General features: G+C 54.8%; 18 protein-coding genes and 1 other RNA gene. 13 read left to right on the forward strand and 6 right to left on the reverse strand.

Annotated elements, in window-relative coordinates; translation table 11 throughout:
- Window positions 1-3 precede the first annotated feature (3 nt).
- Together CWO84_RS06105 and CWO84_RS06110 are read right to left on the reverse strand one after the other, a co-directional pair.
- Window positions 4-312: a chaperone modulator CbpM gene (locus CWO84_RS06105; protein ID WP_033156039.1), complete on the reverse strand. Its 309-nt coding sequence runs from the start codon at window positions 310-312 to the stop codon at window positions 4-6.
- A 3-nt stretch (window positions 313-315) separates the two neighbouring features.
- A complete protein-coding gene (locus CWO84_RS06110) occupies window positions 316-1,260 on the reverse strand; it encodes a DnaJ C-terminal domain-containing protein (protein ID WP_033156040.1) in 945 nt (314 codons plus the stop codon).
- Window positions 1,261-1,620: 360 nt separating this feature from the next.
- Between CWO84_RS06110 and ssrA the strand changes: the two genes are divergently transcribed.
- The 12 genes from ssrA to CWO84_RS06170 all read left to right on the forward strand — a co-directional run bounded on the left by ssrA (window position 1,621) and on the right by CWO84_RS06170 (window position 20,270).
- Window positions 1,621-2,001: a transfer-messenger RNA gene (gene ssrA / locus CWO84_RS06115) on the forward strand.
- A 226-nt stretch (window positions 2,002-2,227) separates the two neighbouring features.
- Window positions 2,228-4,777, forward strand: a complete 2,550-nt coding sequence (locus CWO84_RS06120) for a class I SAM-dependent DNA methyltransferase (RefSeq protein WP_101052060.1) — start codon at window positions 2,228-2,230, stop codon at window positions 4,775-4,777.
- Window positions 4,778-4,838: 61 nt separating this feature from the next.
- Entirely contained in the window at window positions 4,839-5,357 is a 519-nt protein-coding gene (locus tag CWO84_RS06125) for a transposase (protein ID WP_033156042.1), read from the forward strand.
- A gap of 147 nt (window positions 5,358-5,504) precedes the next feature.
- Complete coding sequence (locus CWO84_RS06130; RefSeq protein ID WP_101052061.1) at window positions 5,505-5,711, forward strand: hypothetical protein; 207 nt, start codon at window positions 5,505-5,507, stop codon at window positions 5,709-5,711.
- Window positions 5,708-7,042 (forward strand): restriction endonuclease subunit S, encoded by a 1,335-nt coding sequence (locus tag CWO84_RS06135; protein ID WP_101052062.1) that lies wholly within the window; start codon window positions 5,708-5,710, stop codon window positions 7,040-7,042. Before CWO84_RS06130 ends, CWO84_RS06135 begins: the two co-directional genes overlap by 4 nt.
- 39 nt (window positions 7,043-7,081) lie before the next feature.
- On the forward strand, window positions 7,082-7,318 hold the full coding sequence (locus CWO84_RS06140; RefSeq protein ID WP_033156044.1) for a hypothetical protein: 237 nt from the start codon (window positions 7,082-7,084) through the stop codon (window positions 7,316-7,318).
- Window positions 7,319-7,396: 78 nt separating this feature from the next.
- On the forward strand, window positions 7,397-8,377 hold the full coding sequence (locus tag CWO84_RS06145; RefSeq protein ID WP_033156045.1) for a Fic family protein: 981 nt from the start codon (window positions 7,397-7,399) through the stop codon (window positions 8,375-8,377).
- A complete protein-coding gene (locus CWO84_RS06150) occupies window positions 8,377-11,502 on the forward strand; it encodes an HsdR family type I site-specific deoxyribonuclease (RefSeq protein WP_101052063.1) in 3,126 nt (1,041 codons plus the stop codon). The genes CWO84_RS06145 and CWO84_RS06150 overlap by 1 nt, the downstream gene beginning before the upstream one ends.
- Complete coding sequence (locus CWO84_RS06155) at window positions 11,502-12,218, forward strand: SprT family zinc-dependent metalloprotease (RefSeq protein WP_101052064.1); 717 nt, start codon at window positions 11,502-11,504, stop codon at window positions 12,216-12,218. Before CWO84_RS06150 ends, CWO84_RS06155 begins: the two co-directional genes overlap by 1 nt.
- Before the next feature lie 338 nt (window positions 12,219-12,556).
- Complete coding sequence (locus CWO84_RS06160) at window positions 12,557-13,729, forward strand: methyl-accepting chemotaxis protein (RefSeq protein ID WP_101052065.1); 1,173 nt, start codon at window positions 12,557-12,559, stop codon at window positions 13,727-13,729.
- A gap of 21 nt (window positions 13,730-13,750) precedes the next feature.
- Window positions 13,751-14,731: a nitrate- and nitrite sensing domain-containing protein gene (locus tag CWO84_RS06165; protein ID WP_101052066.1), complete on the forward strand. Its 981-nt coding sequence runs from the start codon at window positions 13,751-13,753 to the stop codon at window positions 14,729-14,731.
- A gap of 376 nt (window positions 14,732-15,107) precedes the next feature.
- Complete coding sequence (locus CWO84_RS06170; RefSeq protein ID WP_101052067.1) at window positions 15,108-20,270, forward strand: RecQ family ATP-dependent DNA helicase; 5,163 nt, start codon at window positions 15,108-15,110, stop codon at window positions 20,268-20,270.
- A gap of 135 nt (window positions 20,271-20,405) precedes the next feature.
- Here CWO84_RS06170 and gatB read toward each other — a convergent pair whose 3' ends face one another.
- From gatB to gatC, 4 genes are read right to left on the reverse strand one after another with little or no spacing between them, the layout of a single operon-like run.
- Window positions 20,406-21,845 carry an Asp-tRNA(Asn)/Glu-tRNA(Gln) amidotransferase subunit GatB gene (gatB, locus tag CWO84_RS06175; RefSeq protein WP_101052068.1) on the reverse strand — a complete coding sequence of 480 codons (1,440 nt, stop codon included), beginning with the start codon at window positions 21,843-21,845 and terminating at the stop codon, window positions 20,406-20,408.
- Window positions 21,846-21,863: 18 nt separating this feature from the next.
- Window positions 21,864-22,466 carry a Uma2 family endonuclease gene (locus tag CWO84_RS06180; protein ID WP_033156052.1) on the reverse strand — a complete coding sequence of 201 codons (603 nt, stop codon included), beginning with the start codon at window positions 22,464-22,466 and terminating at the stop codon, window positions 21,864-21,866.
- 12 nt (window positions 22,467-22,478) lie between these two features.
- Window positions 22,479-23,930 carry an Asp-tRNA(Asn)/Glu-tRNA(Gln) amidotransferase subunit GatA gene (gatA, locus tag CWO84_RS06185; protein WP_101052069.1) on the reverse strand — a complete coding sequence of 484 codons (1,452 nt, stop codon included), beginning with the start codon at window positions 23,928-23,930 and terminating at the stop codon, window positions 22,479-22,481.
- Window positions 23,931-23,938: 8 nt separating this feature from the next.
- On the reverse strand, window positions 23,939-24,226 hold the full coding sequence (gene gatC / locus CWO84_RS06190) for an Asp-tRNA(Asn)/Glu-tRNA(Gln) amidotransferase subunit GatC (RefSeq protein ID WP_101052070.1): 288 nt from the start codon (window positions 24,224-24,226) through the stop codon (window positions 23,939-23,941).
- A gap of 114 nt (window positions 24,227-24,340) precedes the next feature.
- Between gatC and CWO84_RS06195 the strand changes: the two genes are divergently transcribed.
- Window positions 24,341-25,384 carry a rod shape-determining protein gene (locus tag CWO84_RS06195; protein ID WP_020484718.1) on the forward strand — a complete coding sequence of 348 codons (1,044 nt, stop codon included), beginning with the start codon at window positions 24,341-24,343 and terminating at the stop codon, window positions 25,382-25,384.
- The last annotated feature ends 75 nt before the right edge of the window (window positions 25,385-25,459 follow it).

The raw sequence follows: 25,459 nt of genomic DNA on the forward strand, positions 1-25,459 counted from the left end.
ACATTACTCCAGACCGGCCCGGCGTAAACGGCGGCGTAAGTCGTCGATCTCTTCCTGCATGTCCGCGACCAGTGCAGCCAGCTCCGGCAATGCTTCGAAATTGCGCTCCAGACTAACGATGCGCCGCACCCGCACCAGATGTGCGCTGGAAAAACGCCATTCGCTTTGCTGCTGCGGCAGCGGATTGAGCCAGCCTTCTTCTATATGCCGGGTTATCCATTCCGGCTCTACTGCGCAGATGGCCGCCAGTTGCTGCAAAGTCAGGCCGCTGTCTTCCAGAACGGCGTCGATCAAAGTCTCGGCTGATGACATGCTTTAGCTCCTGTGGTTCGTGCGCGGGTCGAAAGCCAGTTCGCGCGCCATGGTTTCGTAAAGTTCTTTGGCTTTGGTCGTGTTGGCCGGCGGCAATACCACCTGAATATCCAACAGCAAATCGCCGGGCGTCGCGCTTGGGATGCCCTTGCCGCGCAGTCGCAGTTGCTGGCCGCTTTGCGTGCCCTCCGGGATGCGCACTTTTAGGCCGGTATCGAATAAATTCACCGGCACCATCGCCCCCAGCGCCGCTTCCCAAGGTGTGACCGGCAAGCTCATATGCAGATTGCTGCCGTCCACCCGCAAACGCGGATGCGGATTGAAATGCACCTCCAGCAGCAAGTCGCCCGATTTGCCGTTACCCATGCCTGGTGCGCCCTGGCCGGCTAAACGAATGATTTGGCCCTCGTACACACCCTTGGGGATTTTCACATTCAAGGTGCGGGTGTCCAAAATTACATGACCGCCGGCATCCATGCGCGGCACGCGCAAGCTGATTTGCCGGGCCGCGCCGTTAAAAGCGTCGATTATATCCAGCAGCACTTTGGCGTGATGATCCTCGCCTTGGGTATGGAAGTCGGCTTGGCTTTCGAATGGCCCGCCGCGCGCACGGCCAGCACCCATTTTGCCGAATAATTGACTGAAAAAGTCGCCGAAATCGGCCGTGTCGGTGCTGGAAAATTCGAAGCCGGCATCCCAATTGGGTGGGGGATGAAACTCCTGGCCGGGCCGATAGCCACGTCCCAATTGATCGTAAGCCGCGCGCTTTTCCGTATCAGAGAGCACCGCGTAGGCTTCGTTGATCTCTTTCATGTGCGACTCGGCATCCGCTTCCTTGGAAATGTCCGGGTGATACTTGCGCGCCAGTTTGCGGTAGGCTTTTTTGATGTCCGCCAGCACGGCGTCGCGATTGACGCCGAGAATCTGATAATAGTCTTTGTATTGCACGTCATGCCTCCTGTGACCGACGTTGAACAAGCTAAATCTAACTGTTGCCCGTTCCTAATTTACCGCAGACATACTGTTCTGGCAGAACTTGTCGAAGCCCACGGTTGGGGTGCCTTCCGACGAACTCTAGGCGAACGCAGCTCAAGGCCCAGGTTAATAACGGTTTTATAGCGGATTGCCTGGAGAGCGACAATCTTAAATAAAACCTATCAATCGAAGATGCCTGAAAAAATGGAGGTGCGCTGGTCTAAAAACAAGAGGCTTTGCCCTGCGGTTATTTTTCGGAAGAACTTGAAATCGTTGATTTCAAACCCATCTTAATGACAATTATTTTATCGATTTGATAAGATATAACTTCTTGGGGGTGACATGGCTTCGACGTGGGTAGCAAAACCTCAGGTGCATGCCGAGCACAGTACAGCTCGTAAAACCTACTGAAAACAAGTATTCGCAAACGACGAAAACTACTCAGTGGCCTTAGCAGCTTAAAACCTGCACCACTTCTCTGACCAGATGTACTTATGCGTCTGGAGTCTCTTTCGAGAGGCGCTCAGGGATCATATTACATAAGATCGCGCCAGGGCTTAGTTCGGAGCCTGAATCGCTAAATCCAATCGAAATCGCTGTTGATCCTCTTGGCCCGACGGGTAGTCAACAGTTAAATTAAAAGCGCGGGATAAGCATGTAGAGCTTGTGGCGGAGTGCTTGCGGACGGGGGTTCAATTCCCCCCACCTCCACCACCTAAGATTAAGAACGGGGCTAAGGCCCCGTTTTTTATGGGTTAAAGAAATTTTTATCTTGCTGGATTTTTCTAATCCAATATTGAGGTCACTAACAGAGCCACATGATCGGGCAAGCAAGCTTGAGACAAGTAGCTTATTTATGGAAAAACAATCGTGCTTCCTAAATCTTGGTGCTTTGCTTTAAAGCTAATGAGCAAACCATAGTAGTTATAAATACTCATCAATGGCCATCAAAAAATCCGACCTCTATTCCTCCCTATGGGCCTCGTGCGACCAATTGCGTGGCGGCATGGACGCCAGTCAGTACAAGGACTACGTGCTGTTCATGCTGTTCATCAAATACATCACCGACAAATACGCCGACAGCGACGACTTCGCGCCGCCGGTGGTGATTCCGCCCGGCGCCAGCTTCAAGGACATGATCGCCCTCAAATGCAAGAGTGACATCGGCGACAAGATCAACACCCAGATTATCGGCCCCTTGGTCAACGCCAACGCCCGCTTGTCGAAAAGCGACTTTCCCGACTTCAACGATCCCAACAAACTCGGCGAAGGCAAGGACATGGTGGAGAAGCTCTCCAACCTGATCAGTATCTTCCAAAAGCCCGAGCTGGATTTCTCCAAAAACCGCGCCGAGCACGACGACATTCTCGGCGACGCTTACGAATACCTGATGCGCCACTTCGCCACCGAAAGCGGCAAGAGCAAAGGCCAGTTTTATACGCCGTCGGAAGTCAGCCGTATCATCGCTAAGGTGATCGGCATTTCGCCGGAAAACGCCAAAGGCTCGACGACGGCTTACGACCCGACTTGCGGCTCCGGCTCCTTGCTGCTAAAAGTCGCCGCCGAAGCCGGCAAACATATTACCCTCGAAGGCCAGGAAAAAGACGTCACCACTGCCGGTTTGGCGCGGATGAACATGATCCTGCACGACTTCCCGACCGCCACCATCCTGTCCGGCAACACGCTGGCCTCGCCCAAGTTCAAAGACGGCGAAAACCTGCGCACTTACGATTACGTGGTCGCCAATCCGCCGTTTTCCGACAAGACCTGGAGCACCGGCCTGACGCCGGGCGACGATGCTTACCAGCGCTTTGTTTGGGGCGAGCCGCCGGCCAAACAAGGCGACTACGCCTATCTACTGCACATCATCCGCAGCCTGAAAGCCAACGGCAAAGCCGCCTGTATTTTGCCGCACGGCGTGTTGTTTCGCGGCAATGCCGAAGCGGTGATCCGTCAGCAACTGGTGCGCTCCGGCTATCTGAAAGGCATTATCGGCCTGCCCGCCAACCTGTTTTACGGCACCGGCATTCCGGCCTGTATTTTGGTGATAGACAAGGAAAACGCAACTGCCCGCAAAGGCGTGTTCATGCTCGACGCCGCCAAGGGCTTTATCAAAGACGGCAACAAAAACCGGCTGCGCGAGCAGGACATCCACAAGATCGTCGACACCTTCAGCAAGCAAGCCGACGTGCCGCGCTATGCCCGGATGGTGCCGTTCGATGAAATCGCCGATCCCAAAAACGACTTCAACCTGAATTTGCCGCGCTACATCGACAGCAGCGAGCCGGAAGACATTCAGGACATCAACGGCCACCTCAACGGTGGCATCCCCGAACGCGACCTGGACGCGCTGGCCGACTACTGGCGAGTGCTGCCCGGCGTGCGCGCCGCTCTTTTCTCCCCTCGCCTTGAGGAAAGCGCCGCCAAACAAAGTAACCAACCCTCTCCCTTCGGGAGAGGGCAGGGTGAGGGGACAGAAATCAATGTCTTACTTTATTCTGATTCTCCTCACCCCAACCCTCTCCAGCAGGAGAGGGAGCGACCCGGTTACGCGCAATTAACGTTGCCGCTGGCCGAAGTCAAACCCGCCATCTTCGGCCACGCCGAATTCACCGCCTTCAACGCCCAAGCGACTGAACGCTTTCAAGGCTGGCTCCACGCCACCACGCCGCTGCTGACCGGCTTTGGCAAAGACAGCCACCCCAAGGCCTTGATCGAAACCATCGCCGAAGACTTGCTGAACACCTTCAAGCCCGCGCCGCTGCTGGATGCTTACGACATCTACCAGCACCTGATGGATTACTGGGCCGAGACCATGCAGGACGATTGCTACCTGATCTCCGCCGACGGCTGGGTCGCCCAGCCGACCCGCATCGTCGAAACCGACAAGAAAGGCAAAACCAAGGACAAGGGTTGGGTCTGCGATTTGATCCCCAAGCCCTATATCGTCGCTCGCTACTTTGCCGAGGAGCAGGCCGCGATAGAGGCCAAACAGGCCGAACTGGAAACGGCGACCGCTAGCCAAACCGAATTGGAAGAAGAGCACAACGGCGAAGACGCCATCTTTTCCGGTTACGACAACATCAATGCCGCCGCCGTTAAAGATCGGATCAAAGAGCTAGGCAAAGACCCGGATGGCGCCGACGAATTAAAAGTATTGAAACAGTGGCTGGAACTGGGCAACCAGATCAGCGGGTTAAAAAAACAGATCAAGGAAGCCGAAGCCGTGCTCGACCAAAAGGCCTATGAAAAATACCCGACGCTGAGCGAAGCCGAAATCAAAACGCTGGTGATCGACGACAAGTGGATGGCGCACCTGTCCGCAGCCGTGCAGGGCGAACTGGATAGAGTCTCGCAAACCTTGACCGGCCGCATCCGGCAATTGGCCGAACGCTACGCCACACCGCTGCCTCAACTGGAAGACGAGGCGGCGGCCCTGGCCGTTCGCGTGGCAGAACACCTCAAAAAAATGGGCGTGGTATGGCCATGAATGAGCATAACGTAGGGTGGATAAGCGCTAGCGCATCCGCCGATATTCCTACACCGGCAACATGAGCGATTACCAACGCATCCGGATTCCGGGCGCTTGTTATTTCTTTACCGTCGTCACTTGGCGGCGCAAGCCGGTTTTTATCGATGATGCGCGGGTTTCGCTGTTTCGAGAGGCCTTGCGTAAAGTCAAGGCAAGCCGCCCGTTTCAAATCGACGCAATGGTCATTTTACCGGATCACCTGCATTGTATTTGGCGGTTGCCGGATGACGACGCGGATTATTCCGGTCGTTGGCGCGAAATCAAAAAAGCCTTTTCCCGCCAAATCGATACCACCACCAATGCCAGAAACGAGCGATTGGTCTGGCAACGGCGGTTTTGGGAGCATACGATTCGCGATGCGGACGATTGGCGGCGCCACGTGGATTACATTCATTACAACCCGGTCAAACACGGATTAGCGCAGCGCCCCAGCGATTGGCCGTGGTCATCGTTTGCCGGTGCCGTCAAAAAAGGTTGGTACGATGCCGATTGGGGTGCCACGCCGCCAAACCACATCAGCGACATGGAGCACGAATGACCGCAAAAGCACCCAACGTAGGGTGGATAAGCGCCAGCGCATCCACCATTATTTGCCGAGGTCCGGTGGATGCGCTGGCGCTTATCCACCCTACTACTACTTGCCCAAGGTTCAACGGTTCAACGATGCCGTGGAAAATGCAACCCAATGAGTAATCAACCAACAAACCATGCCGAGGCGGTCAACGAAGCTAGCGCGGCTTATGGCTTGCGGATCGACAAGGAAGCGCGGTATGACGAATCCTCCCGTAGGGTGGATAAGCAAAGCGCATCCACCGAGTCATTGAAGCCTGCGGTGGATGCGCGTTCGCTTATCCACCCTACTACTGAGCTTGCGGGAGGCGGAAGCCGATGAGTAAACAACATGGTTGTTCCGATAACTCGCAATCGGCGGTCAACGAAGCCAGCGCGGCATATCGCTTGCAAGCTGGTAAGGCGGCTTTGATTAAGCCGGGTTACAAGATGACGGAGGTGGGGGTTATTCCGGTGGATTGGGATATCAAGCATGTCGGTGATTTCGCGGATGTTGGTTCCGGTGGAACACCCAGTCGCGAGAAACCAGCGTATTGGGGTGGCTCAATTCCATGGGTCACCACATCTCAAATCGATTTCGGCGTCATCACAGAGGCCGATCAATTCATTACTGAAGAAGGCCTCAAGAACTCGGCTGCGAAGTTGCTTCCCACCGGTACATTGTTGATGGCTCTTTACGGTCAAGGCAAAACTCGTGGAAAAGTTGGTGTTCTAGGTATTCCGGCAGCGACAAACCAAGCATGTGCCTCAATCGCGCTTCATGCTGGTGTTTTGCCGGAGTTTGTGCTCCATTTCTTAACAAGCCGGTATGAGGCCATCCGTAATTCCAGCAATACCGGCGGCCAAGAAAATTTAAACGGGAACATCGTCAAAGGAACATCTGTCGCGTTTCCACCTCTCCCCGAACAACGCGCCATCGCGGCGGCGTTGAGCGATGTGGATGCGCTGCTGGACGGGCTAGAGCGGCTGATCGCCAAGAAGCGCGACCTCAAACATGCCGCCATGCAACAACTCCTCACCGGCCAAACCCGCTTGCCGGGGTTTAGTGGGGAGTGGTCAAAGATTAATGTGGCGAAGCATGCAAAGTTGAATGCACGTATTGGATGGCAAGCGCTTACTACTGAGGAGTATCTTAAAAATGGCACTCATTTCTTGGTTACTGGGACTGATTTCGTTGATGGACGTGTAAACTGGGCTACTTGTCATTATGTTGATGAATGGCGTTATAACCAAGACCGTAATATTCAATTGAAGAATTGTGATGTTCTTTTAACCAAGGACGGCACGATAGGAAAAGTTGGCTATGTTGATGGCCTACCTGGGCCTGCTACCTTGAATAGTGGTGTTTTTGTAATCAGGCCAGTGCAAGAGGCGTTCGTGCCATTGTTTCTTTTCTATGTTCTGGCTTCCCAAATATTTGATGACTTTCTTGCGATGATTACGGCGGGTTCCACCATCGTCCATCTTTACCAGAAGGACTTTGTCGGATTCGAGTTTCTTGCTCCGGACACGGAAGAACAAACCGCCATCGCCGCCGTACTCTCCGACATGGACGCCGAACTCGCCGCATTGGAAGCCCGCCGCGACAAAACCCGCGCCCTCAAACAGGGCATGATGCAGGAACTGCTCACCGGCAAGACCAGGCTCCTATGATCATGCCTGCTAAATCCTTTTTTACCCATGGAGCTCTCGATGAACGTACTTGACGAAGACAGCTTGCGGTTTCAGGAAGTCTTTATTCCGGAATTGGCCGAGGGCGCCATCAAACAGGCTTATTACCAGACACTGGCCGCCGGTTGTTCGGTGCTGGAAGCGGTGGATGGACAATTGATCGAATCCTCGCCGGATGGCTCGCGCCGGGTAGTGAAGTCATTGCCCAAGCCCATTCCCGTCAAGCCCGGCCAGCGCTTGCGGCGTCTGCAAAAATGACTTCGGCAACGCCGCGGCTAAGGATGTTCGCCGGGCCGAATGGGTCAGGTAGCCGTAGGCCGATATACTACCGTTAGTATGAGTAGCTATCAGCCTCCGTTCCAGCTCAGTCATACCATGCTTGCCAAAGTGGCGGAGATCGCCGAGTTACTGGGGCGCTGGAAACAGGCAGGCCGGGACACGTTGGCGCCGCAACTGCGGCGGGGGAACCGTATTCGCACCATTCAAGCATCGCTGGCTATAGAACAGAACACACTGTCGGTGGAACAGGTGACGGCCGTGCTGGCCGGTAAAGCCGTGCTGGGATTGCCGCGAGAAATTCAGGAGGTGAAGAATGCCTTTGCCGCCTATGAGGCGCTTCCCGATTGGCGCCCGGATAGGCTGGATGATCTGTTAGCCGCCCATGGCTTGTTGTTGCGAGGCTTGGCCGACGACGCAGGCTGTTTGCGTGAAGGTGGAGTCGGCATTTATCAAGGTCAGCGACTGGTGCATATGGCGCCGCCACCCAGTCAGTTAACCCGCCTGATGAATGATCTACTGGATTGGCTGGCTCACAGCGATGCCCATCCGCTGATTGCTTCGTCCGCTTTGCATTATGAACTGGAATTTATTCATCCTTTTAGCGACGGTAATGGACGCATGGGCCGCTTGTGGCAAACGCTGATACTGAGCCGTTGGCAATCGATTTTGGCTTATTTGCCGGTCGAGACGGTGATTAAAAGCCGGCAGGATGATTACTACCGTGTGCTGGGCGAGGCCGATCAAGCCACCGATTGCAGTGCTTTCATCCTGTTTATGCTTGATGCGATCGGCGAAGCTCTGCAACAAGCGATCACCAGCGAAACGCCGGTTAAAACGCTGGTTAAAACGCCGGTGAAAACTCCAGAACAGATTTTAGCCCTGCTGCGGGAGCAGCCGACTTTAACCCTGGCGGAGGTTGCTGTTCGTTTGGGTAAATCGACCAGCGCTGTGGAACGCGCCGCTCGCAAACTTCGAGAGCAAGAGCGTTTGCGCTATGTGGGCCCGCAAAAAGGTGGGCATTGGGAGATAAAGGAATAATGGATCAAAACACCCGCTCCGAACGTAACACTCAAAACCGAATCGTCAGTCTGTTCACCGATCCGTCACCGCTCAATTGCCTGGGTTACCGCTATCTTGGCGAATGGAGTAAACGCCAGAACAATCGCCCTATCGAAACCCCACTGCTTCGCGATAACCTGATGGCACGCGGCTATTCCGCCGCCCACATCAGTGCTGCTTTGCAAAAACTGGACACTGCTGCCGACGTCAGCGGCATCACGCTTTATCAAGCCAATCTTCGCACCTATCAGTTATTGCGCTACGGCATTCCGGTGCAAATCGCCGCCGGTCAGGCGCACGAGACGGTGCATTTGATCGATTGGGAGCGTCCCGAGCGAAACGACTTTGCGCTGGCCGAGGAAGTGACGCTGAAAGGCGGTTATGAGCGGCGGCCGGACATTGTGCTGTATATCAACGGTATCGCCATCGCGGTGATCGAGTTAAAGCGCAGTTCGGTGGATGTGGCGGACGGCATACGCCAGCTCATCACCAATCAGGATGCCATTTTCAATCAAGGCTTTTTCAGCACGGTGCAGATAGTCTTGGCCGGCAGCGATGCGCAAGGGCTGCGTTATGGCACCACCGGCACACCCGAACAATTCTTCGTGGAGTGGAAGGATCAAACGCCTGCCGAAGCGGGCACCGCGCCGCTTGCCGGCGCATTGCTGGATCGACCTCTGGCGCAGTTGTGCGGCAAGGCCAGGCTGCTGGATTTGCTTCGCAACTTCATCATCTTCGACGCCGGCCAAAAAAAGGTGCCGCGCCAGCACCAGTTTTTCGGCGTCAAGGCAGCGCAGGAGCGCATCGCCAAGCGCGAGGGCGGCGTCATCTGGCATACCCAGGGTAGCGGCAAGAGCATTTTGATGGTGCTGATCGCCAAGTGGTTGCTGGAACACGATCCCGAGGCGCGGATATTGGTGGTCACCGACCGCGACGAGCTGGACAAGCAGATTGTCGGCGTGATGCGCAATGCCGGGGTGATTGGCGAAAACTCAGCGTCGCCGCGCATCACCTCGCGGGCCGATTTCGTCAATAAGCTGGCCGAGACTACGCCACGTTTGCTGTGCGCGTTGATCCATAAGTTCGACGTGTCCGATCTGAAAGGCGCGCCGCCGAAGGTGGTAGGGCGCTTTTATGTGTTTGTGGACGAATGCCACCGCACTCAGGGCGGCGACATGAACAAGCAGATGAAGCGCTGGCTGGAAAGCGCGATCTTCATCGGCTTCACCGGTACGCCGCTGCTGCGCAAGGACAAGCAGATGACGCACGATGTATTCGGCACCTACATCCATACCTACAAGTTCCATCAGGCGGTGGCCGACAGAGTAGTGCTGGATTTGAAATACGAGGCCCGCGACGTGCCCGAAAGGCTGACCTCGCAGAAAAAAATCGACGAATGGTTCGAGCGGAAAACCCAAAATCTCAACAACTTTCAGAAGGCGGCGTTGCGTAAACGCTGGGCGACGATGGAAGAATTGATGAGCGCCGAGGGTCGTAAACGCGAGGTGGTCGCCGAAATCATCTCCGATTTCGCCCTCAAACCGCGTTTGAACAACGACCGCGGCACCGCTATTTTGGTGGCCGCCTCCATTTACGATGCTTGTCATTATTTCAGGCTGTTCAGAAATACCCACTTCGGCCCCTACTGCGGCATCATTACGTCGTACGAACCGAATGCCAATGCCATCTCGAAAGAACCCGCCAACAGCGATGAACGCTATAAGTTTGATACCTATAGTCAGTTGGTATTGAAGGATTTTCCGACCACCGAGAAATACGAAACGGAGATGAAGCGCCGCTTCATCGACGAGCCGGCCAATCTTAAATTGCTGATCGTGGTTAGCAAGCTGCTGACCGGCTTCGATGCACCCAGCTGCACCTACATCTATCTCGACAACGAATTGCGCGACCACAACCTATTCCAGGCGATCTGCCGCACCAATCGGCTGGATGGCGACGACAAGGACTACGGCCACATCGTCGACTTCAAAAAACTCTTTGGTGACGTGCAACAAGCCATCGCGGTGTACAGTTCCGACGAACTGGACATCGACCAGGGCAGTAGCGAGGCCGAAAACAACGTGCGCCTGAAAAACTGGCTGGAAGAAGGCAAGAGGCAACTGGACGATGCCCGTCAAGCACTGCACTACCTGTGCGAACCGGTACTGCCGCCGCGAGAAGTCGAACAGTACCTGCATTATTTCTGCGGCGATGCCGCCAACCCCGACGCGCTAAGCGAAACCGAAGCATTGCGAGTGACGTTCTACAAGGCGGTGGCGATCTTTGCCCGTGCCTACGCCGACATCGCCCAGGAACTGACCGAGGCGGGTTATTCCGAGGCTGAGGCCGAGGCATTGAAAAAGGCAGTAGAGTTCTACGCCGAGATTCGGGCCGCCATCAAGAAGCACTCGGGTGAAGAGCTGGACATTAAGCCTTACGAGGCTGACATGCGCCACCTGATCAACACTTACATCCAGGCCGACCCGGCGGCGGAATTAGGGGAACTGGGTGAAATGTCGCTGACCGAGCTGATCATCGAGACCGGTATCCACGACGCCATTGCCCGCAAGCTGAACCAGAAAGGCAAGCTGTCGAAGAACGCTATCGCCGAGGGGATTATCAACAACGTTCGCAAGACCATCATTCGCGACCAGCTCACCGACCCCAGGTTCTACGCGCAGATGTCCAAGCTGCTAGACGATCTGATCAAGCAAAGTCAGGCGGATACTGCCGCTTATGAGGCGTTTTTGCGCAAGGCTGAGGAGTTGGTCAATCGCTTGGCGGCCAAACAACCCGAGGCCGGCATTCCCGCCATTTTGCATGGCAAGCACGAGGCCATCGTCATCTACAACAATCTGGCCGATTTGATGCCCGAAGCCACGCCGACGTCACAGGTGCATGAACCCACGACCGACTATAGCGATGAGCGTGCGCAACTGGCGCTAAAAATTGATCATGCCATGCGCGAACAAGCGCCGGCGGGCTGGAAAGGAGACCAAGCTAAGGAAAGTGTGATTTTGAATTTTTTGTTTCTGTTGCTGAACAAGAATAAGGAAGCCACTTTGGCCTTGTTCGAGATCATTAAGAATCAGCCAGGCTACTGATGACTGAAACCATCGAACTGGGTGAGATTGTTATCGAGGTGACTCGAAAGGCGATCAAGAACGTACATTTGTCTGTGCATCCGCCGGAAGGCCGCGTCACGTTGGCCGCGCCGCTGGAAACCCGTTTGGAAGTGGCCAGGGCTTACGCGATTTCAAAGTTGGGATGGATATGCGATCAACAGGCCAAGCTGCGTAATCAGGCCAGAGAGACCCCCAGGCAGTTTGTCGAGCGCGAGACCCACTATCTTTGGGGACGGCGGCATTTGTTGACCATCATCGAGCGCGGCGGCAAGCCGTTTGTGAAGGTCGATCATCGGCGTATTACGCTGTACCTACCGGCAGACAGTGCTTTAGAAAATCGTGCCGAGTTGATTCACGAATGGCACAAGGTATTGTTGCATCAAGCCATCCCACCATTGATTGCCAAATGGCAAGTAAAACTGGGGGTCGAAGTGGCGCACTATTTTTTGCAACGTATGAAAACTAAATGGGGCAGTTGCAATCCGCGAGCGCGTAATATCCGTTTAAACACCGAATTGGTCAAAAAGCCTAAGCACTTGTTGGATTATGTCGTTTTGCACGAAATGGTGCATTTATTGGAGCCTACCCATAATGAGCGCTTCCTAACCATTTTGAGTGGTTATTACCCTAATTGGCAGGAAGCGCGAGCCGAGTTGAATGAATTACCGTTGTCTGCTGAAAATTGGAAAGAGTAATAGTAATCTTCAATATTGGGGGCATGAAGAAATGCGGTTCTTATAATTTTTATGTAAAACAATGCCTGCAGAGCTTAATAAAATAGTCCCCACCCACCAAATTATCAAAGCCCAACTGGTCTCAGTTGGGCTTTTTTATTGCCTGTTGGTTTCTGCATCGGGTACTAATTAATTCGCTCTTGGGTTTGAGTCAACTTGGTGCGTATTTTTGTGAACTCCAACGGGAAGTTCGTCCTTTTGGTGCGTCGCACCCTTATTTGGCTTAGGAGGTATCGGACAATTTTGCTGGCGAGAAAATTGCTGGTAGATCGGCATGTCTAAACTGAAGGCGCATCAAAATGTCCGTATTGCTGGTTAACTCGTTTCTCGGTCGCTTCAAGCTAAAAAATAAATTTGCGCTGATATTGACGCTAATTGTGTTGGCCAGCGTGCTGCCCTTGGCTATGTTCGTCGATGCGGGCGTGTCAATTTCCGGGCCGCAATGGTTGGTGATTGTATCCGCGAATCTGGCTTGGATACTGGTGTTGTCAGCATTATATTCGTCCCTATCGGGTGCGATTGCGGCATTGATCGGCGCACATAGGCAGTTAGAGCTTGGCAACTTTAATATGCGTCTACAGCTTACCGGTCAGGACGAGCTGTCGCAGTTGTATAGCGGTTTTAACGAAGCCGCCAAAGCCCTGGGCCGGCGCATAGGCGATGTGCATGCGTCTATTCAAGAAGTGACTTATGCCGCCGACCAGCTCAACCAGGGTGCCGGTTTCGTTGCCGAAAAACTCGATAACCAACGCGAAAGAACCACGATGATGGCGGCGGCGATTGAACAAATGTCGGCCAGTATCATGGGCGTGGCGGGGCAATGCCGGGATGCCGAAAAAATATCGTCGACCACGCAGCAGCTTTCCCAGCAAGGCCATCGCGCCATTGAAAGCTTTATCGCCGATATGAACGCGCTGTTTGGCGAGATTCAGGACCTGGCTCAATTGATGCAGAATCTGGAATTGCATTCCCAGCAGGTTGCCAGTATCTCGGAAGTGATTAAAGCCATTTCCGATCAGACCAATCTCCTGGCTCTGAATGCGGCGATAGAAGCGGCGCGAGCCGGAGAATACGGTCGCGGCTTTGCCGTGGTAGCCGACGAAGTACGCTCGCTGGCAAAACGGGTGCGACAGTCTGCTGAGGAAATAACCGGTACCACTGAAGCCGTCCGGGAAAAAATTCATCTAGCCGTCCAATCCATCGCCGCCACTCGGGACCAAACGGAACAAGGCATTAACAAAGCTTTCCAAGTTGAGCAATCGCTGGCCGAGATTCGGCAGTATGCGGATCAAGCCTTGAATAACGTCACGATGATAGCAACCAGCGCCGAACAGCAAACCCAGGTAAGCCAGGAGATCGGCCGCAACATCGAGACGATTGCCCACAGCGTTGAACAAAACAGCAATGCGGCCCAGGAATCAGCTGAAATAGCCAGGCATCTGGCTAAATTGGCGCAAATCGTTGCTCATTAACCAATAAAAGGGGAATTAGACGTGCCCGATTATGTTTGTGTATTGTTTTTATTGGCGGCGGTGATCACCAGTGCTGCTGCATTTATGTGCTACAAAAATCGCCGGACGCGCCTTGAGCATCTACGTGGGCAACTGCATTACCTGGAAATGACCGGCGCCTTGACAAACCTATTGACGCAGATACAACAACATCGCGGCATGGTGAGCGCTTATTTGAACGGCGATGTGAGCTTTAAATACAAAATCACGGTCTTGCAATCCGATATTGATCGGCAGCTCGATCAGCTATCCGGGCAGTTCAAGCGGTCGCCGGAATCGTTTCAGTCGTTCGTTGGCATTCGCGAAGCCTGGAAACAACTACACCCTTCGGCGCTGCATTTGACCAAGGAAGCAAGTTTTGAACGGCACTGTTCATTGGCCGGCACTATTCTCAATTTAATTAGAGATATAGCGGAGCATAGCCAATTACATCAGGAAAGTATTTGTCCGTTCAGCTTTATAGAAATTCTATGGCATCTATTGCCGGATACCGCGGAGGCGATAGGTCAAGCGCGGGCTATCGGTACCGGCATGGCGGCGGCCGGGCGCTGCCGGATCACCGATAGGATCAAGCTGGGTTTTCTGATTACCCGTATCCGTCAGGCCATCGAGCGGGTTGAAGCCGGCATGGGTAACGCTAACATGTCCATGGTTGCCGATAGCAGCTTTCAACAGGCTTCGGCAGCGGTTCATGTGCACATCACCGGTTTTATTAGTCATATCGAGCAAAAATTGTTGAGCGTGGATAAGCCGGCGATTGATCCGGCGGCTTTCTTTGACACCGCAACGGGGACATTGAACAGTATTTTTGCGCTTTACGATCAGGGGGAAGTGATTACAAACCATGCCCTGCAAAACCAGCTTGCAAGTGCCAGACGCAGTAGCAATCAGTCTTTCGCCATCGTGTTGGTGAGCTTGGTATTTTTAATGGCTTCGCTGGTTTTGAAGCACGGGGTTGCCTAACCGGCGAGACTAAGAACCACGCCTTCGATGGAGGCAATTTACCTTTAGGGAGGCTGTAGTACAAAATAAGAGGTGTCATTTCGAAATTGTTTGATGCTTGAATATCGTCGCTCCCGCTTCCGCGTGAATGACGGCTTAAGGGTCGGGGTAATAAATTAAACAGTCCATGCCACTTTTTTAGGCAAAAATCCCGGAAAAGGCAGAATGCCAGCGTGCTTCGCTAAGCTAACCTAGGCAAGACCCGTTTGTTGCGCTATGGTTAAGTCCCGCTGCCTCCGGTCTCACTAGCTTGGTCTAGCGGGTTGGCCGAATAGCGCAAGGTCATTTCAGTCGCCGCTAACCTAAACATCCAAGTCCATCTCCACTCCCAGGCAAAATGGCTCAACTACCCGACAGAATCCGAGCCAAATGCCTGTGCATCGACATTGAAACCGCCCGGCAGGATAGCCTAAAGCTGCGGGAGATTGGCGCGTATCGACCGGACACCGATGCCCGCTTGCGTTTATCCGGCAAGGCTGCCGATCTGACACAAAAGCTGGATCACATCAGCGAAGGCGCGGCGTTTGTGTTGGGGCATAACGTGATTGCCTTCGATCAGCCGGCTTTATCCGTGTTGCATCCCGATCTTGCTTTGCACCGCTTGCCTTTGGTCGATACGCTGGAGCTGTCGCCGGTGGCCTTTCCGCAGAATCCTTATCACCGCCTGGTGAAGGACTACAAACTCTGCACCACCACCCGCAACGACCCGGTCCGCGACGCGGAACTGGCTTATGAGCTGTTTTTGGATCAGGCCGACGCCTTGCGCCAGCGGGTGGCTGAACATCCTGACGAGGCGTTGTGCCTGCATTTTTTATTGGCGCCGGAAAACGGCAAGGGCGTAGCGAATTTCTTCGCGACCTTGCGCGCTGCGCTAAGGCCGTCGTTAATCGATGCGCAAGCCGCCTGGCTGCGGGCCACTGACGGCAAGGTGTGCCGTGTCGGACAGCAACACATCGTCAACGACTATTTGCCGGAGCCGGATTGGCACAAGCCGCTGGCTTACGTACTGGCCTGGTTGCGGGTTTCGGGCGGCAATTCCGTACTGCCGCCTTGGGTGAGTTTGTCGTTCCCGAAAACCCGTGAGTTGATCGCGATGTTGCGCGATGTGCCGTGCGGTGACGCCGAATGTGATTGGTGCAGTGAACAGCACGATCTGTCGCAACTGCTGCCGCGTTATTTTCCGGGCATCTTCCAGTTCAGACCGACGCCGACTACTGAGGATGGTCGGTCCTTACAGCAAGTCATCGTCGAACACGGCTTTGCCGGTACGCCGACCCTGGCGATTCTGCCGACCGGCGGCGGCAAATCCTTGTGTTATCAACTGCCGGCGCTGGCACGATTTTATCGCAACGGCAGCTTGACGGTGATCATCTCGCCGCTGCAATCCTTGATGAAGGATCAGGTGGATAACCTGGAAGCGCGCGGCATCACCTGCGCCGGCTACATCAACAGTCTGCTCAATCCCATGGAGCGGCAGGTGATGCTGGATAAGTTGCGGCTGGGCGATTTGGGTTTGATCTTTGTCGCGCCGGAACAATTTCGCAGTAGCGCATTTGCCAAGGCCTTGCTGCATCGGGAAGTCGGCGCCTGGGTGTTCGACGAGGCGCATTGCCTGTCCAAATGGGGCCATGATTTTCGTCCGGATTATTTGTACGTGTCGCGCTTTATCAAGGCCCGGCAAAAAGACAAGCCGTCGCCGGTGTTTTGTTTTACCGCGACCGCCAAGCCAGACGTGATAGAGGATATTGTCGAGCATTTTCGCAAGCGCTTAGGTTATACGCTGGCGTGTTTGACCGGTGGCGTCAGCCGGGAAAACTTGCAGTACGAAGTGCATGCGGTGCCGGCCCAAGCCAAATATCCGGAAGTGCTGCGCTTGTTGGAGCAAAGCTTGCGCGACGCCGGCGGCGCCATTGTGTTTTGCGCCCGGCAGAAGACCGTGGAAGAAATGGCCGAATTTTTGAAACAGGCCGGCCTGGATTGCGGCTACTTTCACGGCGGCATGCAGCCCGAGCAAAAGCGCCAGGTGCAGGAAGCTTTTATCGCCGGCGAACTGCGGGTGATCGCCGCCACCAATGCCTTTGGTATGGGTGTGGATAAAGCCGACGTGCGCTTGGTGATTCATTTGGATACGCCGGGCTCATTGGAAAACTATTTGCAGGAAGCCGGCCGGGCAGGGCGCGATCAAGACTTGGCGCGCTGTGTGTTGTTGTACGACGATGCTGATCTGGATGTGCAGTTTCGGCTGTTGCGCAATTCCAGGCTGACGCAACATGACATTTCCGCCATTCTAAAAGCCTTGCGCGGGATCGAGCGCAAGGATCGCAGCGAAGGTTCAGTGGTGGTCACCAGCGGCGAAATTTTGTTGGAAATTCCGGACAAGCATGGCATCGACCCCGACGCCGCCGATGCCGACACCAAGGTCCGCATCGCCGTGGCCTGGCTGGAAGAGGCGCGTTTGCTGGAGCGCCAGGAAAATCATACCCGGGTATTTCCGGGCAGTTTGCAGGTGGCCAGTATCGATGAAGCCCGAGTCTTGCTGCAGAAAAAACTGGGGCCGAACGCCGGCATCGAGCCGTACATCGTGCTGCTGTCGCAATTGTTTTATAGCGAAGATGACGAAGGCATCAGCACCGACGATTTGATGCTGGCCACGGGACGCAATTCCCACGAAGTGCAGAGCATGTTGCGGGACTTGGATCGTTTTAAACTGGTATCCAACGATACCGAAATCGGCGTGACCTTGTACCGCGACCCCGATACCGCCGTCAGGCTGGAAGACTTGCGTAAGCTGGAAGACGCCTTGATTGCCAGTTTGCGCGAGGCCGCGCCGGATGCGGATCGCGAGCAATGGCAGATTTTGAATGTGCGGCGGCTATGCGACAGCTTGCGCCGCGACTCCGGCGTGGAATTGACGCCGGACAAATTGACCCGCTTGATGAAATCGTTTGCCGAAGCCTTTGGCGATGGGAATGGTCTGCGTGGCTTTTTTGCCTTACGTCCGGCCGGTCAGGACAATCGCTATCTCAAATTGCTACGTAGCTGGCAGGACATCGACACCATCCGCCATAAGCGCATGCGTTTGGCTCAGGCGCTGCTGAATTACTTTCTAGCAAAACGCCAAGGCAATAATCTGCTGGTTACCTGTAAGCAAGGCGATTTGGAAGCGGCTTTGCAAGCCGATCTGACCTTGCAGGATCTGGATGTGCGCGATTGGCAACTGGCCTTGGCGGCGGCGCTGATTTATCTGGACAGCAACGAAGTGCTGCATCTGGCGCGCGGTAAGGCGGTGTTTCGCGCGGCGATGAGTATCCAACTGAATGCCGAGGCCCGGCGCCGGCAGTTTAAAAAGTCCGACTACGCCGAACTGGCTTTGCATTACAAGGACAAGATTATCCAGGTGCATGTGATGGCCGAATACGCCCGGCTGGCGCTGGGCAAGATTCAGGCGGCGATGGCGTTTATCGTCGATTACTTTGGCATGGACAGGCACGAATTCGTGCGCCGCTATTTTGCTGGTCGCCAGGATATTCTGGAAATGGCGACCACCGAAGCCGCGCATCGGCGCATCCTCACCGACCTGCAAAACCCCGAGCAACAGGCCATCGTCGCCGCGCCGCCGGAAGGCAGCCAATTGGTATTGGCCGGCCCCGGCTCCGGCAAGACCAAGGTGATTGTGCATCGGGTCGCCTGGTTACTGCGCGAGTGCATGGTGTTGCCGGAAGATATTATGGTATTGAGCTATAACCGTTCGGCGGCCGTTGAAATCCGCAAGCGTTTGTGGGCCTTAATCGGCGCCGATGCCGCCGGGGTGACCGTGCAAACCCTACACAGTCTGGCGATGCGGCTGACCGGCACCAGTTATGCGGTAGCCGCCGAGCATGGCGAACAAGTCGACTTTAAGGCGGTATTTAAATCCGCCACGGCTTTATTGCAGCAAGCGGAGCAGGGCGACGAGTTGGGGCCGGGCATCCAACGCGACCGCTTGCTATCCGGTTTGCGCTATTTGCTGGTGGATGAATATCAGGACATCAACGCCGAGCATTACGCGTTGATCAGCGCGCTGGCCGGCAGAGCCATCAACAGCGAGGAAGACAAACTATCGCTATTGGCAGTGGGTGACGATGACCAAAATATTTACGCATTTGACGGGGCCAATGTACGCTTCATCAAGCAATTTGCCACGGACTATCAAGCCAAAACCTACTATCTGATTGAAAACTATCGCTCCACCGCGCAGATCATCCATTGTGCAAACCGGGTGATTGCGCCGGCTCGCGAGCGGATGAAAACGCAGCACGCCATCCAAGTCAATTATGCGCGCCGCGAGGCAGCGGAGGGCGGCGAGTTTGCCGAATTGGATAGTTTGACACAAGGCCGGGTACATATCCTGGAAACGCCGGCGCCTCTCCACGGCGAAGTCGAAGTGGCGTTGGCCGAGCTGGTGCGGCTGAATCATTTGGCAAACTCGGGCCAAACCAGCCATTGGGGCCGGTTTGCAGTGATCGCCAGGCATTGGGAAACATTGGAGCCGCTGGGCGAATTATGTCGTCTACAAGGGGCCCCGGTGAGGCTGCTGCGTGACAGTGCTTTGCTGAATTTGCACGGCACAAGGGAAGGCCACAGCTTACTGGCTTTGTTGAACAAGCCGCGGCGCAAGTCCGGTAAATCTAGAGTCTTGCTGCGCTACGGAACCTTGTCGCGCTGGTTTAAGCGCCGCTACCGGCAATCTGTCGATGAGCTGATCGAACATCCTTATCGAGCCATGCTGGCGCAATTCATCATTGCCTCCGAGGCGGTCGCTCCGGGTTGTCAGCAGGTGGTCAGCAATCTTGTCGAAGCGCTTTACGAATTCGGTTCCGGTAGCCAGTCCGGCGCAAACGACAGTCGGCATGCGCCGCTGCTGTTATTGACGGCGCATCGCGCCAAGGGTTTGGAGTTTGATCATGTGCTGATTCTGGACGGCGGCGGCTGGCAGCAGAGCAGCGATGACGAGCGGCGGCTGTTTTATGTGGCGATGACCCGCGCTCGCAAAACCCTGACTGTTTGCGCCAAACAGGGTGGGCGGCATGCTTTTATCCGAGACTGCGAAGCGCTTTGCGTTAAAACCCAGCCGCAATTCAATCGCGGATTTCAAGCATTGGGGCAAAGTACTTGGCTGGCCGATTTGGAGCAAATTGTGCTGTCATGGCCGGGATATTTCGCGCCGGACAAGCCTATTCATCGGGCGATAGCGGCATTGGAGGTTGGTAGCGAGTTGATATTGCGAGCTAGAAGCGATGGGCAAAGCGGCTGGGAACTGGCGGATTTAAGCGGCATGGCCGTCACGCGGATGGCCAAGGCTTTTGCGCCGCCAGCAGGCAGGATAGTGGCGGTGCGGGTTGTCGCCATTTCGGTAAGGCATAAAACCGCCGGCAATACCGAAAGTCTGCGTTGCGAGCATTGGGAATTGGTACTGCCGGAAATTTTGTATCTGCCAGCCGATAGGGTTCCAAGGTCGTGATTTAACAATTTCGGCTGTCCGGTAGGCTGTTCCGGAAGCCCTGCCTTCTGTCGTCAAGCCGTTCGTGCTGAGTCTGTCGAAGCATGATCGGCTTGAACGCGGGAGACCGAAATTTTTCCGGCCACCCTTGAGTCCTTAGCTTTTCAGCTTGGCAATCAACATCTTGTTCACTTCACCTGGATTGGCCTTGCCTTGGGTTTCTTTCATGATTTGCCCGACCAGAGCCATCAACGCTTTGTCCTTGCCGGCCCGATATTGCTCGACCGGCACCGGATTGGCGGCGATCACTTTATCGACGATGGCTTCTATCGCACCGCTGTCGGTGATCTGCTTCAAGCCTTCTTTTTCGATGATTTCGTCGGCACTGTCGGTGCTGTTCCAGAGCTTATCGAATACCTGTTTGGCGGTTTTACCTGAGATGGTGTTGTCGGCAATGCGTTTGAGCAGGCCGGCCAGGCGCTCGGCATTGACCGGACAGTCGCCGATTTCCAATCCGGCTTTGTTCAATGCGCCCAATACGTCGCCGGTCAGCCAGTTGCCGGCCAGCTTGGCTTCGCCGCCGGAGGCTTTGACGACTGTTTCGTAAAAGTCGGCCAATTCGCGCGACGACGTCAAGGTGGTAGCGCTTTCGTTATCCAGGGCGTATTGCTCGATGAAACGCTGTTTTTTGGCATCCGGCAGCTCCGGTAGCGTGGCGCGGATTTCGTCTTTCAGCGACTCTTCGATCAATACCGGCAACAAGTCCGGATCGGGGAAATAGCGGTAGTCGTTGGCTTCTTCCTTGCTGCGCATCGAACGGGTTTCGTCTTTGTTGGCGTCGTAGAGGCGGGTTTCCTGAACCACTTTGCCGCCGCCTTCGATGACATCGATTTGCCGCTCGATTTCGTGATTGATGGCTTTTTCGACGAACTTGAAGGAGTTGATGTTCTTGATTTCGGCGCGGGTGCCAAATTCAGCTTGGCCTTTGGGGCGCACCGAGACGTTGGCGTCGCAGCGGAACGAGCCTTCCGGCATGTTGCCGTCGCAGATTTCCAGGTAGCGGACCAGTTCGTGCAGCTTGCGCATGTAAGCGACTGCTTCCTTGGCCGAACGCATATCCGGTTCGGAAACGATTTCCAACAATGGGGTCCCGGCGCGGTTCAAGTCGATGCCGGTCAGGCCGTGGAAGTCTTCGTGCAAGGATTTGCCGGCGTCTTCTTCAAGATGGGCGCGGGTGATGCCGATGCGTTTGCTGACACCATCGACTTCGATGTCCAGATGGCCATTGCCGACGATAGGCAGTTCGAACTGGCTGATTTGGTAGCCTTTCGGTAAGTCCGGATAAAAATAGTTTTTGCGGGCGAACACCGAATGCGGGGCAATCTCGGCGTCGATGGCCAAACCGAAGGTTACAGCTTTGCGCACGGCGTCTTTATTCAATACGGGCAAAACTCCCGGCAAGCCCAAATCGACCGCGCAGGCCTGGGTATTGGGTTCCGCACCATAGGCAGTGGCGGCGCCGGAGAAGATTTTCGATTTTGTAGACAGTTGGGTGTGGATTTCCAGGCCGATGACGGCTTCCCATTGTGAGTTCATTCGTGGTTCCTTTAAAGCTTATTCGGCAAAAACGTCGTTCAGGTCGATTTGCAGGTCGGGGAATAAATGCGGAGCGGCGATTTCGTTGCCCGGATATAAGCCGCGCAATTGATATTTATCCTGCTCGTCCAGCACGAATTGCTGCACGATTTGTTCGTAGGGAAATACCAGCCAGTATTCTCTTACGCCGCTTTCTTCGTATAAGTCGTATTTCAGGCGCACTTCTTTGCGGCTGTTACCGGGCGACAAGACTTCAATGATCCAGTCCGGCGCGCCGTCGCAGCCTTGTTCGGTGAGTTTGTCTTTGTCGCAAATCACGCATAGGTCGGGTTGGACGACGCTGAAGGCTTCGCCATTTTTGAGTAGCGATTTACGGCGGTCGTAAAGCTTTACGTCAAATGGTGCGACAAACACTTCGCAGGGTTTGCGCTTGAAATAGTTTCCCAAATACAGGAACAAGTTGCCGGAGATGCACTGATGCTTGCGGTTGGGCGCGGGCGACATCGCCATGATCTTGCCTTTAATCAGCTCGACGGATTCTTCAAGCCGCCAAGTCAAATAATCGGCATAGCTGTATGTGCCATCCATATCCAACTGCGACAATTCGGTGATCTTAGCCATGACTAATCTCCGTTATTCAAAACCCTTTGGTGCTTGCAGGTGCCAATCGGTGACTTGCTGGTAGCGGTGGCCGACATTCAGCAACTTGGCTTCGCTGAAATAATTGCCTATCACGTGTAAGCCCACAGGTTTGCCGTCCATGAATCCGGCCGGAATCGACATCGCCGGCAAACCCGCCAAGTTGATGGCAATGGTGTAAATATCTTCCAGATACATCTGAATCGGATCGCTGGTTTTTTCGCCGATTTTGAATGCCGTGCTTGGCGTGACCGGGCCCATTAGTACGTCGACTTCGCTCAAAGCGCGTTTGAAGTCGTCGCTGATCAGGCGGCGCACTTGCTGGGCTTTTAAGTAATAAGCATCGTAATAACCGGCCGACAGCGCATAGGTGCCCATCAAAATCCGCCGCTTGACTTCGGCACCGAAGGCTTCTCCACGCGAGCGAGTGTAAAGGTCGGTCAAGTCGGCGGGATTTTGGCAACGGTAACCGAAGCGCACGCCGTCGTAGCGCGATAGGTTGGACGAGCATTCGGCGGAAGCGATCACGTAATAAGCAGGGATTGCCAACTGCAGATTCGGCATGTCCACTTCTTTGACTTCCGCGCCCAGTTTTTGATATTCGGCAACCGCGGCGTGGATGGTGGCGGCCATTTGGCTATTCAGCCCTGTGCTGAAAAACTGTTTCGGCAGACCGATTTTCAGGCCTTGTAAACTATCGTTCAGGCTGGCGCTATAGTCAGGTACGGGTTGATCGACGCTGGTCGAATCTTTGGGATCGAAGCCGGCCATCACCTGCAAAAGTAAAGCCGCGTCTTCGGCGCTACGCGCCATCGGGCCGCCTTGATCCAGGCTGGAAGCGTAGGCGATCATGCCGTAACGCGACACGCGGCCGTAAGTCGGTTTCAATCCGGTGATACCGCACAGCGCTGCCGGCTGGCGAATCGAGCCGCCGGTGTCTGTGCCGGTCACCGCAGGCGCCAGACGCGCCGCGACTGCCGCCGCCGAGCCGCCGGACGAACCGCCGGGGACGCAATCGGTCGCCCAAGGGTTGCGCACCGGGCCGTAGAAACTGTTTTCGTTGGACGAGCCCATCGCAAACTCGTCCATGTTCAATTTGCCTAGCATCACCGCGCCGGCCCTGTTGAAGTGTTCAACCACCGTGGCATCGTAAGGGGCGATGAAGTTATCCAGCATTTTCGAGCCGCAGCTGGTTTTAGTGCCTAGCGTGCAGAAAATATCTTTTTGGGCGATGGGGATGCCGGCCAATGGTCCAGCATTGCCGCTAGCCAGTAACTGATCGGCCGCCTGGGCCTGTTGCAAGGCGCTGTCGGCGCTGACGGTAATAAATGCGTTCAAGTTCTGGTGCTGGTGGGTGCGGTCCAGAAAATGTTGAGTCAGTTCTAAGCTGGAGAATGCTTTGCTGCGCAGCCCGGCTGCCAGTTCGGTGAGGGTAAGTTTGTGCATAATCGTCCTTAATCGATGACTTTGGGGACCAGGTACAATCCGGCTTCGGTTTGCGGGGCGATGGTTTGGAAATGGTCGCGGTGATCGCTCTCGGTCACAGCATCTTCGCGCAGGCGCTGCATTTGATCCAGCGGGTGCGCCATGGGTGTCACGCCGGTCGTGTCTAATTGGCCCATTTGCGTCATTAATTCCAGTACGCCCGATAGGTCTTTTGCATAGTGTTCGACATCTTGTTCCGCAATGCCCAGCCTCGCCAGGTGAGCGATTTTTTTAACGTCATTCGCCGTTAACGACATTCTTGTAACTCCAGGTTTTCTTAGTAAAACTATGATACTTTATATCTTGCTCAAATACCTGCTTGATTGTTAAAGTAGCGGGATTTTCCGTGTGCGCTTAGGGTACTGCATAAAATGTTTAAAAGAATTCGTGGCCTGTTTTCCAATGATTTGTCGATCGATTTGGGTACGGCAAATACGCTGATTTATGTTCCGGGCCAGGGAATCGTACTCAACGAGCCTTCCGTGGTGGCGATTAAAGAAGACAAAATTCGCGGCCAAAAAACCATCGCGGCTATCGGTGCCGACGCCAAAAGCATGTTGGGCCGTACGCCCGGCAATATTACCGCTATTCGGCCGTTGAAAGACGGCGTGATTGCCGACTTTGCGGTCACCGAGCGCATGCTGCGGTTTTTTATCAAAAAAGTCCACGAAAACAAACTGTTGCGGCCCAGTCCGCGTATTCTGATCTGCGTGCCTTGCGGCTCTACGCAAGTGGAACGGCGGGCAATTCGTGAATCGGCGGCCATGGCGGGGGCTAGAGAAGTATATTTGATTGAAGAGCCGATGTCGGCTGCAGTCGGTGCCGGATTGCCGGTGGATACTGCTCACGGTTCGATGGTGCTGGATATTGGCGGCGGCACTTCAGAGGTGGCGGTGATTTCCTTGAATGGTATCGTTTATTCGGCGTCGGTCCGAATCGGCGGCGACCGCTTCGACGACGCCATCATCAGCTATGTGCGCCGTAATTACGGCACTTTGATTGGCGAAGCGACTGCCGAAAAAATCAAACATCAAATCGGCGCGGCCTATCCTGGCAGCGAAGTGCGGGAGATGCAGGTCACCGGCCGCAATTTGGCCGAGGGCGTGCCGCGCAGCTTTTCATTGAACAGCAATGAAATTCTGGAAGCCTTGCAAGAACCGCTATCCGGCATTGTCAGCGCTGTAAAAGTCGCCCTGGAGCAAACGCCGCCGGAGCTGGGTGCGGACGTGGCCAGTCGCGGTATCGTGTTGACCGGAGGTGGCGCATTGTTGAAAGACATCGACCGCTTGATTTCCGAGGAAACCGGCCTGCCGGTGTATATCGCCGACGATCCTTTGACTTGCGTAGCCCGCGGCGGCGGCATGGTGTTGGAAATGTTGGACTCTAAAGGTGCTTCAGCGTTTTCTTTGGAATAAACGCTGTACCGAAATATCTCTGAAAGGCCGCTGTGACCGCGTAAAGCGGCTACAGCGGCCTTTTCTACGAATTTA

The sequence above is a fragment of the Methylomonas sp. Kb3 genome, assembly GCF_002834115.1.
Classification (GTDB): domain Bacteria; phylum Pseudomonadota; class Gammaproteobacteria; order Methylococcales; family Methylomonadaceae; genus Methylomonas; species Methylomonas defluvii.

Excerpts from the sequence above, each read along its gene's own strand:
- CWO84_RS06145 (WP_033156045.1), top strand. The coding sequence starts at position 7,397 with ATGAGTAGCTATCAGCCTCCGTTCCAGCTCAGTCATACCATGCTTGCC.
- gatA (WP_101052069.1), bottom strand. The coding sequence starts at position 23,930 with ATGCACAAACTTACCCTCACCGAACTGGCAGCCGGGCTGCGCAGCAAA.
- CWO84_RS06120 (WP_101052060.1), top strand. The coding sequence starts at position 2,228 with ATGGCCATCAAAAAATCCGACCTCTATTCCTCCCTATGGGCCTCGTGC.
- CWO84_RS06195 (WP_020484718.1), top strand. The coding sequence starts at position 24,341 with ATGTTTAAAAGAATTCGTGGCCTGTTTTCCAATGATTTGTCGATCGAT.
- CWO84_RS06160 (WP_101052065.1), top strand. The coding sequence starts at position 12,557 with ATGTCCGTATTGCTGGTTAACTCGTTTCTCGGTCGCTTCAAGCTAAAA.
- CWO84_RS06135 (WP_101052062.1), top strand. The coding sequence starts at position 5,708 with ATGAGTAAACAACATGGTTGTTCCGATAACTCGCAATCGGCGGTCAAC.
- CWO84_RS06180 (WP_033156052.1), bottom strand. The coding sequence starts at position 22,466 with ATGGCTAAGATCACCGAATTGTCGCAGTTGGATATGGATGGCACATAC.
- CWO84_RS06125 (WP_033156042.1), top strand. The coding sequence starts at position 4,839 with ATGAGCGATTACCAACGCATCCGGATTCCGGGCGCTTGTTATTTCTTT.
- gatC (WP_101052070.1), bottom strand. The coding sequence starts at position 24,226 with ATGTCGTTAACGGCGAATGACGTTAAAAAAATCGCTCACCTGGCGAGG.
- CWO84_RS06140 (WP_033156044.1), top strand. The coding sequence starts at position 7,082 with ATGAACGTACTTGACGAAGACAGCTTGCGGTTTCAGGAAGTCTTTATT.
- gatB (WP_101052068.1), bottom strand. The coding sequence starts at position 21,845 with ATGAACTCACAATGGGAAGCCGTCATCGGCCTGGAAATCCACACCCAA.
- CWO84_RS06150 (WP_101052063.1), top strand. The coding sequence starts at position 8,377 with ATGGATCAAAACACCCGCTCCGAACGTAACACTCAAAACCGAATCGTC.
- CWO84_RS06130 (WP_101052061.1), top strand. The coding sequence starts at position 5,505 with ATGAGTAATCAACCAACAAACCATGCCGAGGCGGTCAACGAAGCTAGC.
- CWO84_RS06105 (WP_033156039.1), bottom strand. The coding sequence starts at position 312 with ATGTCATCAGCCGAGACTTTGATCGACGCCGTTCTGGAAGACAGCGGC.
- CWO84_RS06170 (WP_101052067.1), top strand. The coding sequence starts at position 15,108 with ATGGCTCAACTACCCGACAGAATCCGAGCCAAATGCCTGTGCATCGAC.
- CWO84_RS06155 (WP_101052064.1), top strand. The coding sequence starts at position 11,502 with ATGACTGAAACCATCGAACTGGGTGAGATTGTTATCGAGGTGACTCGA.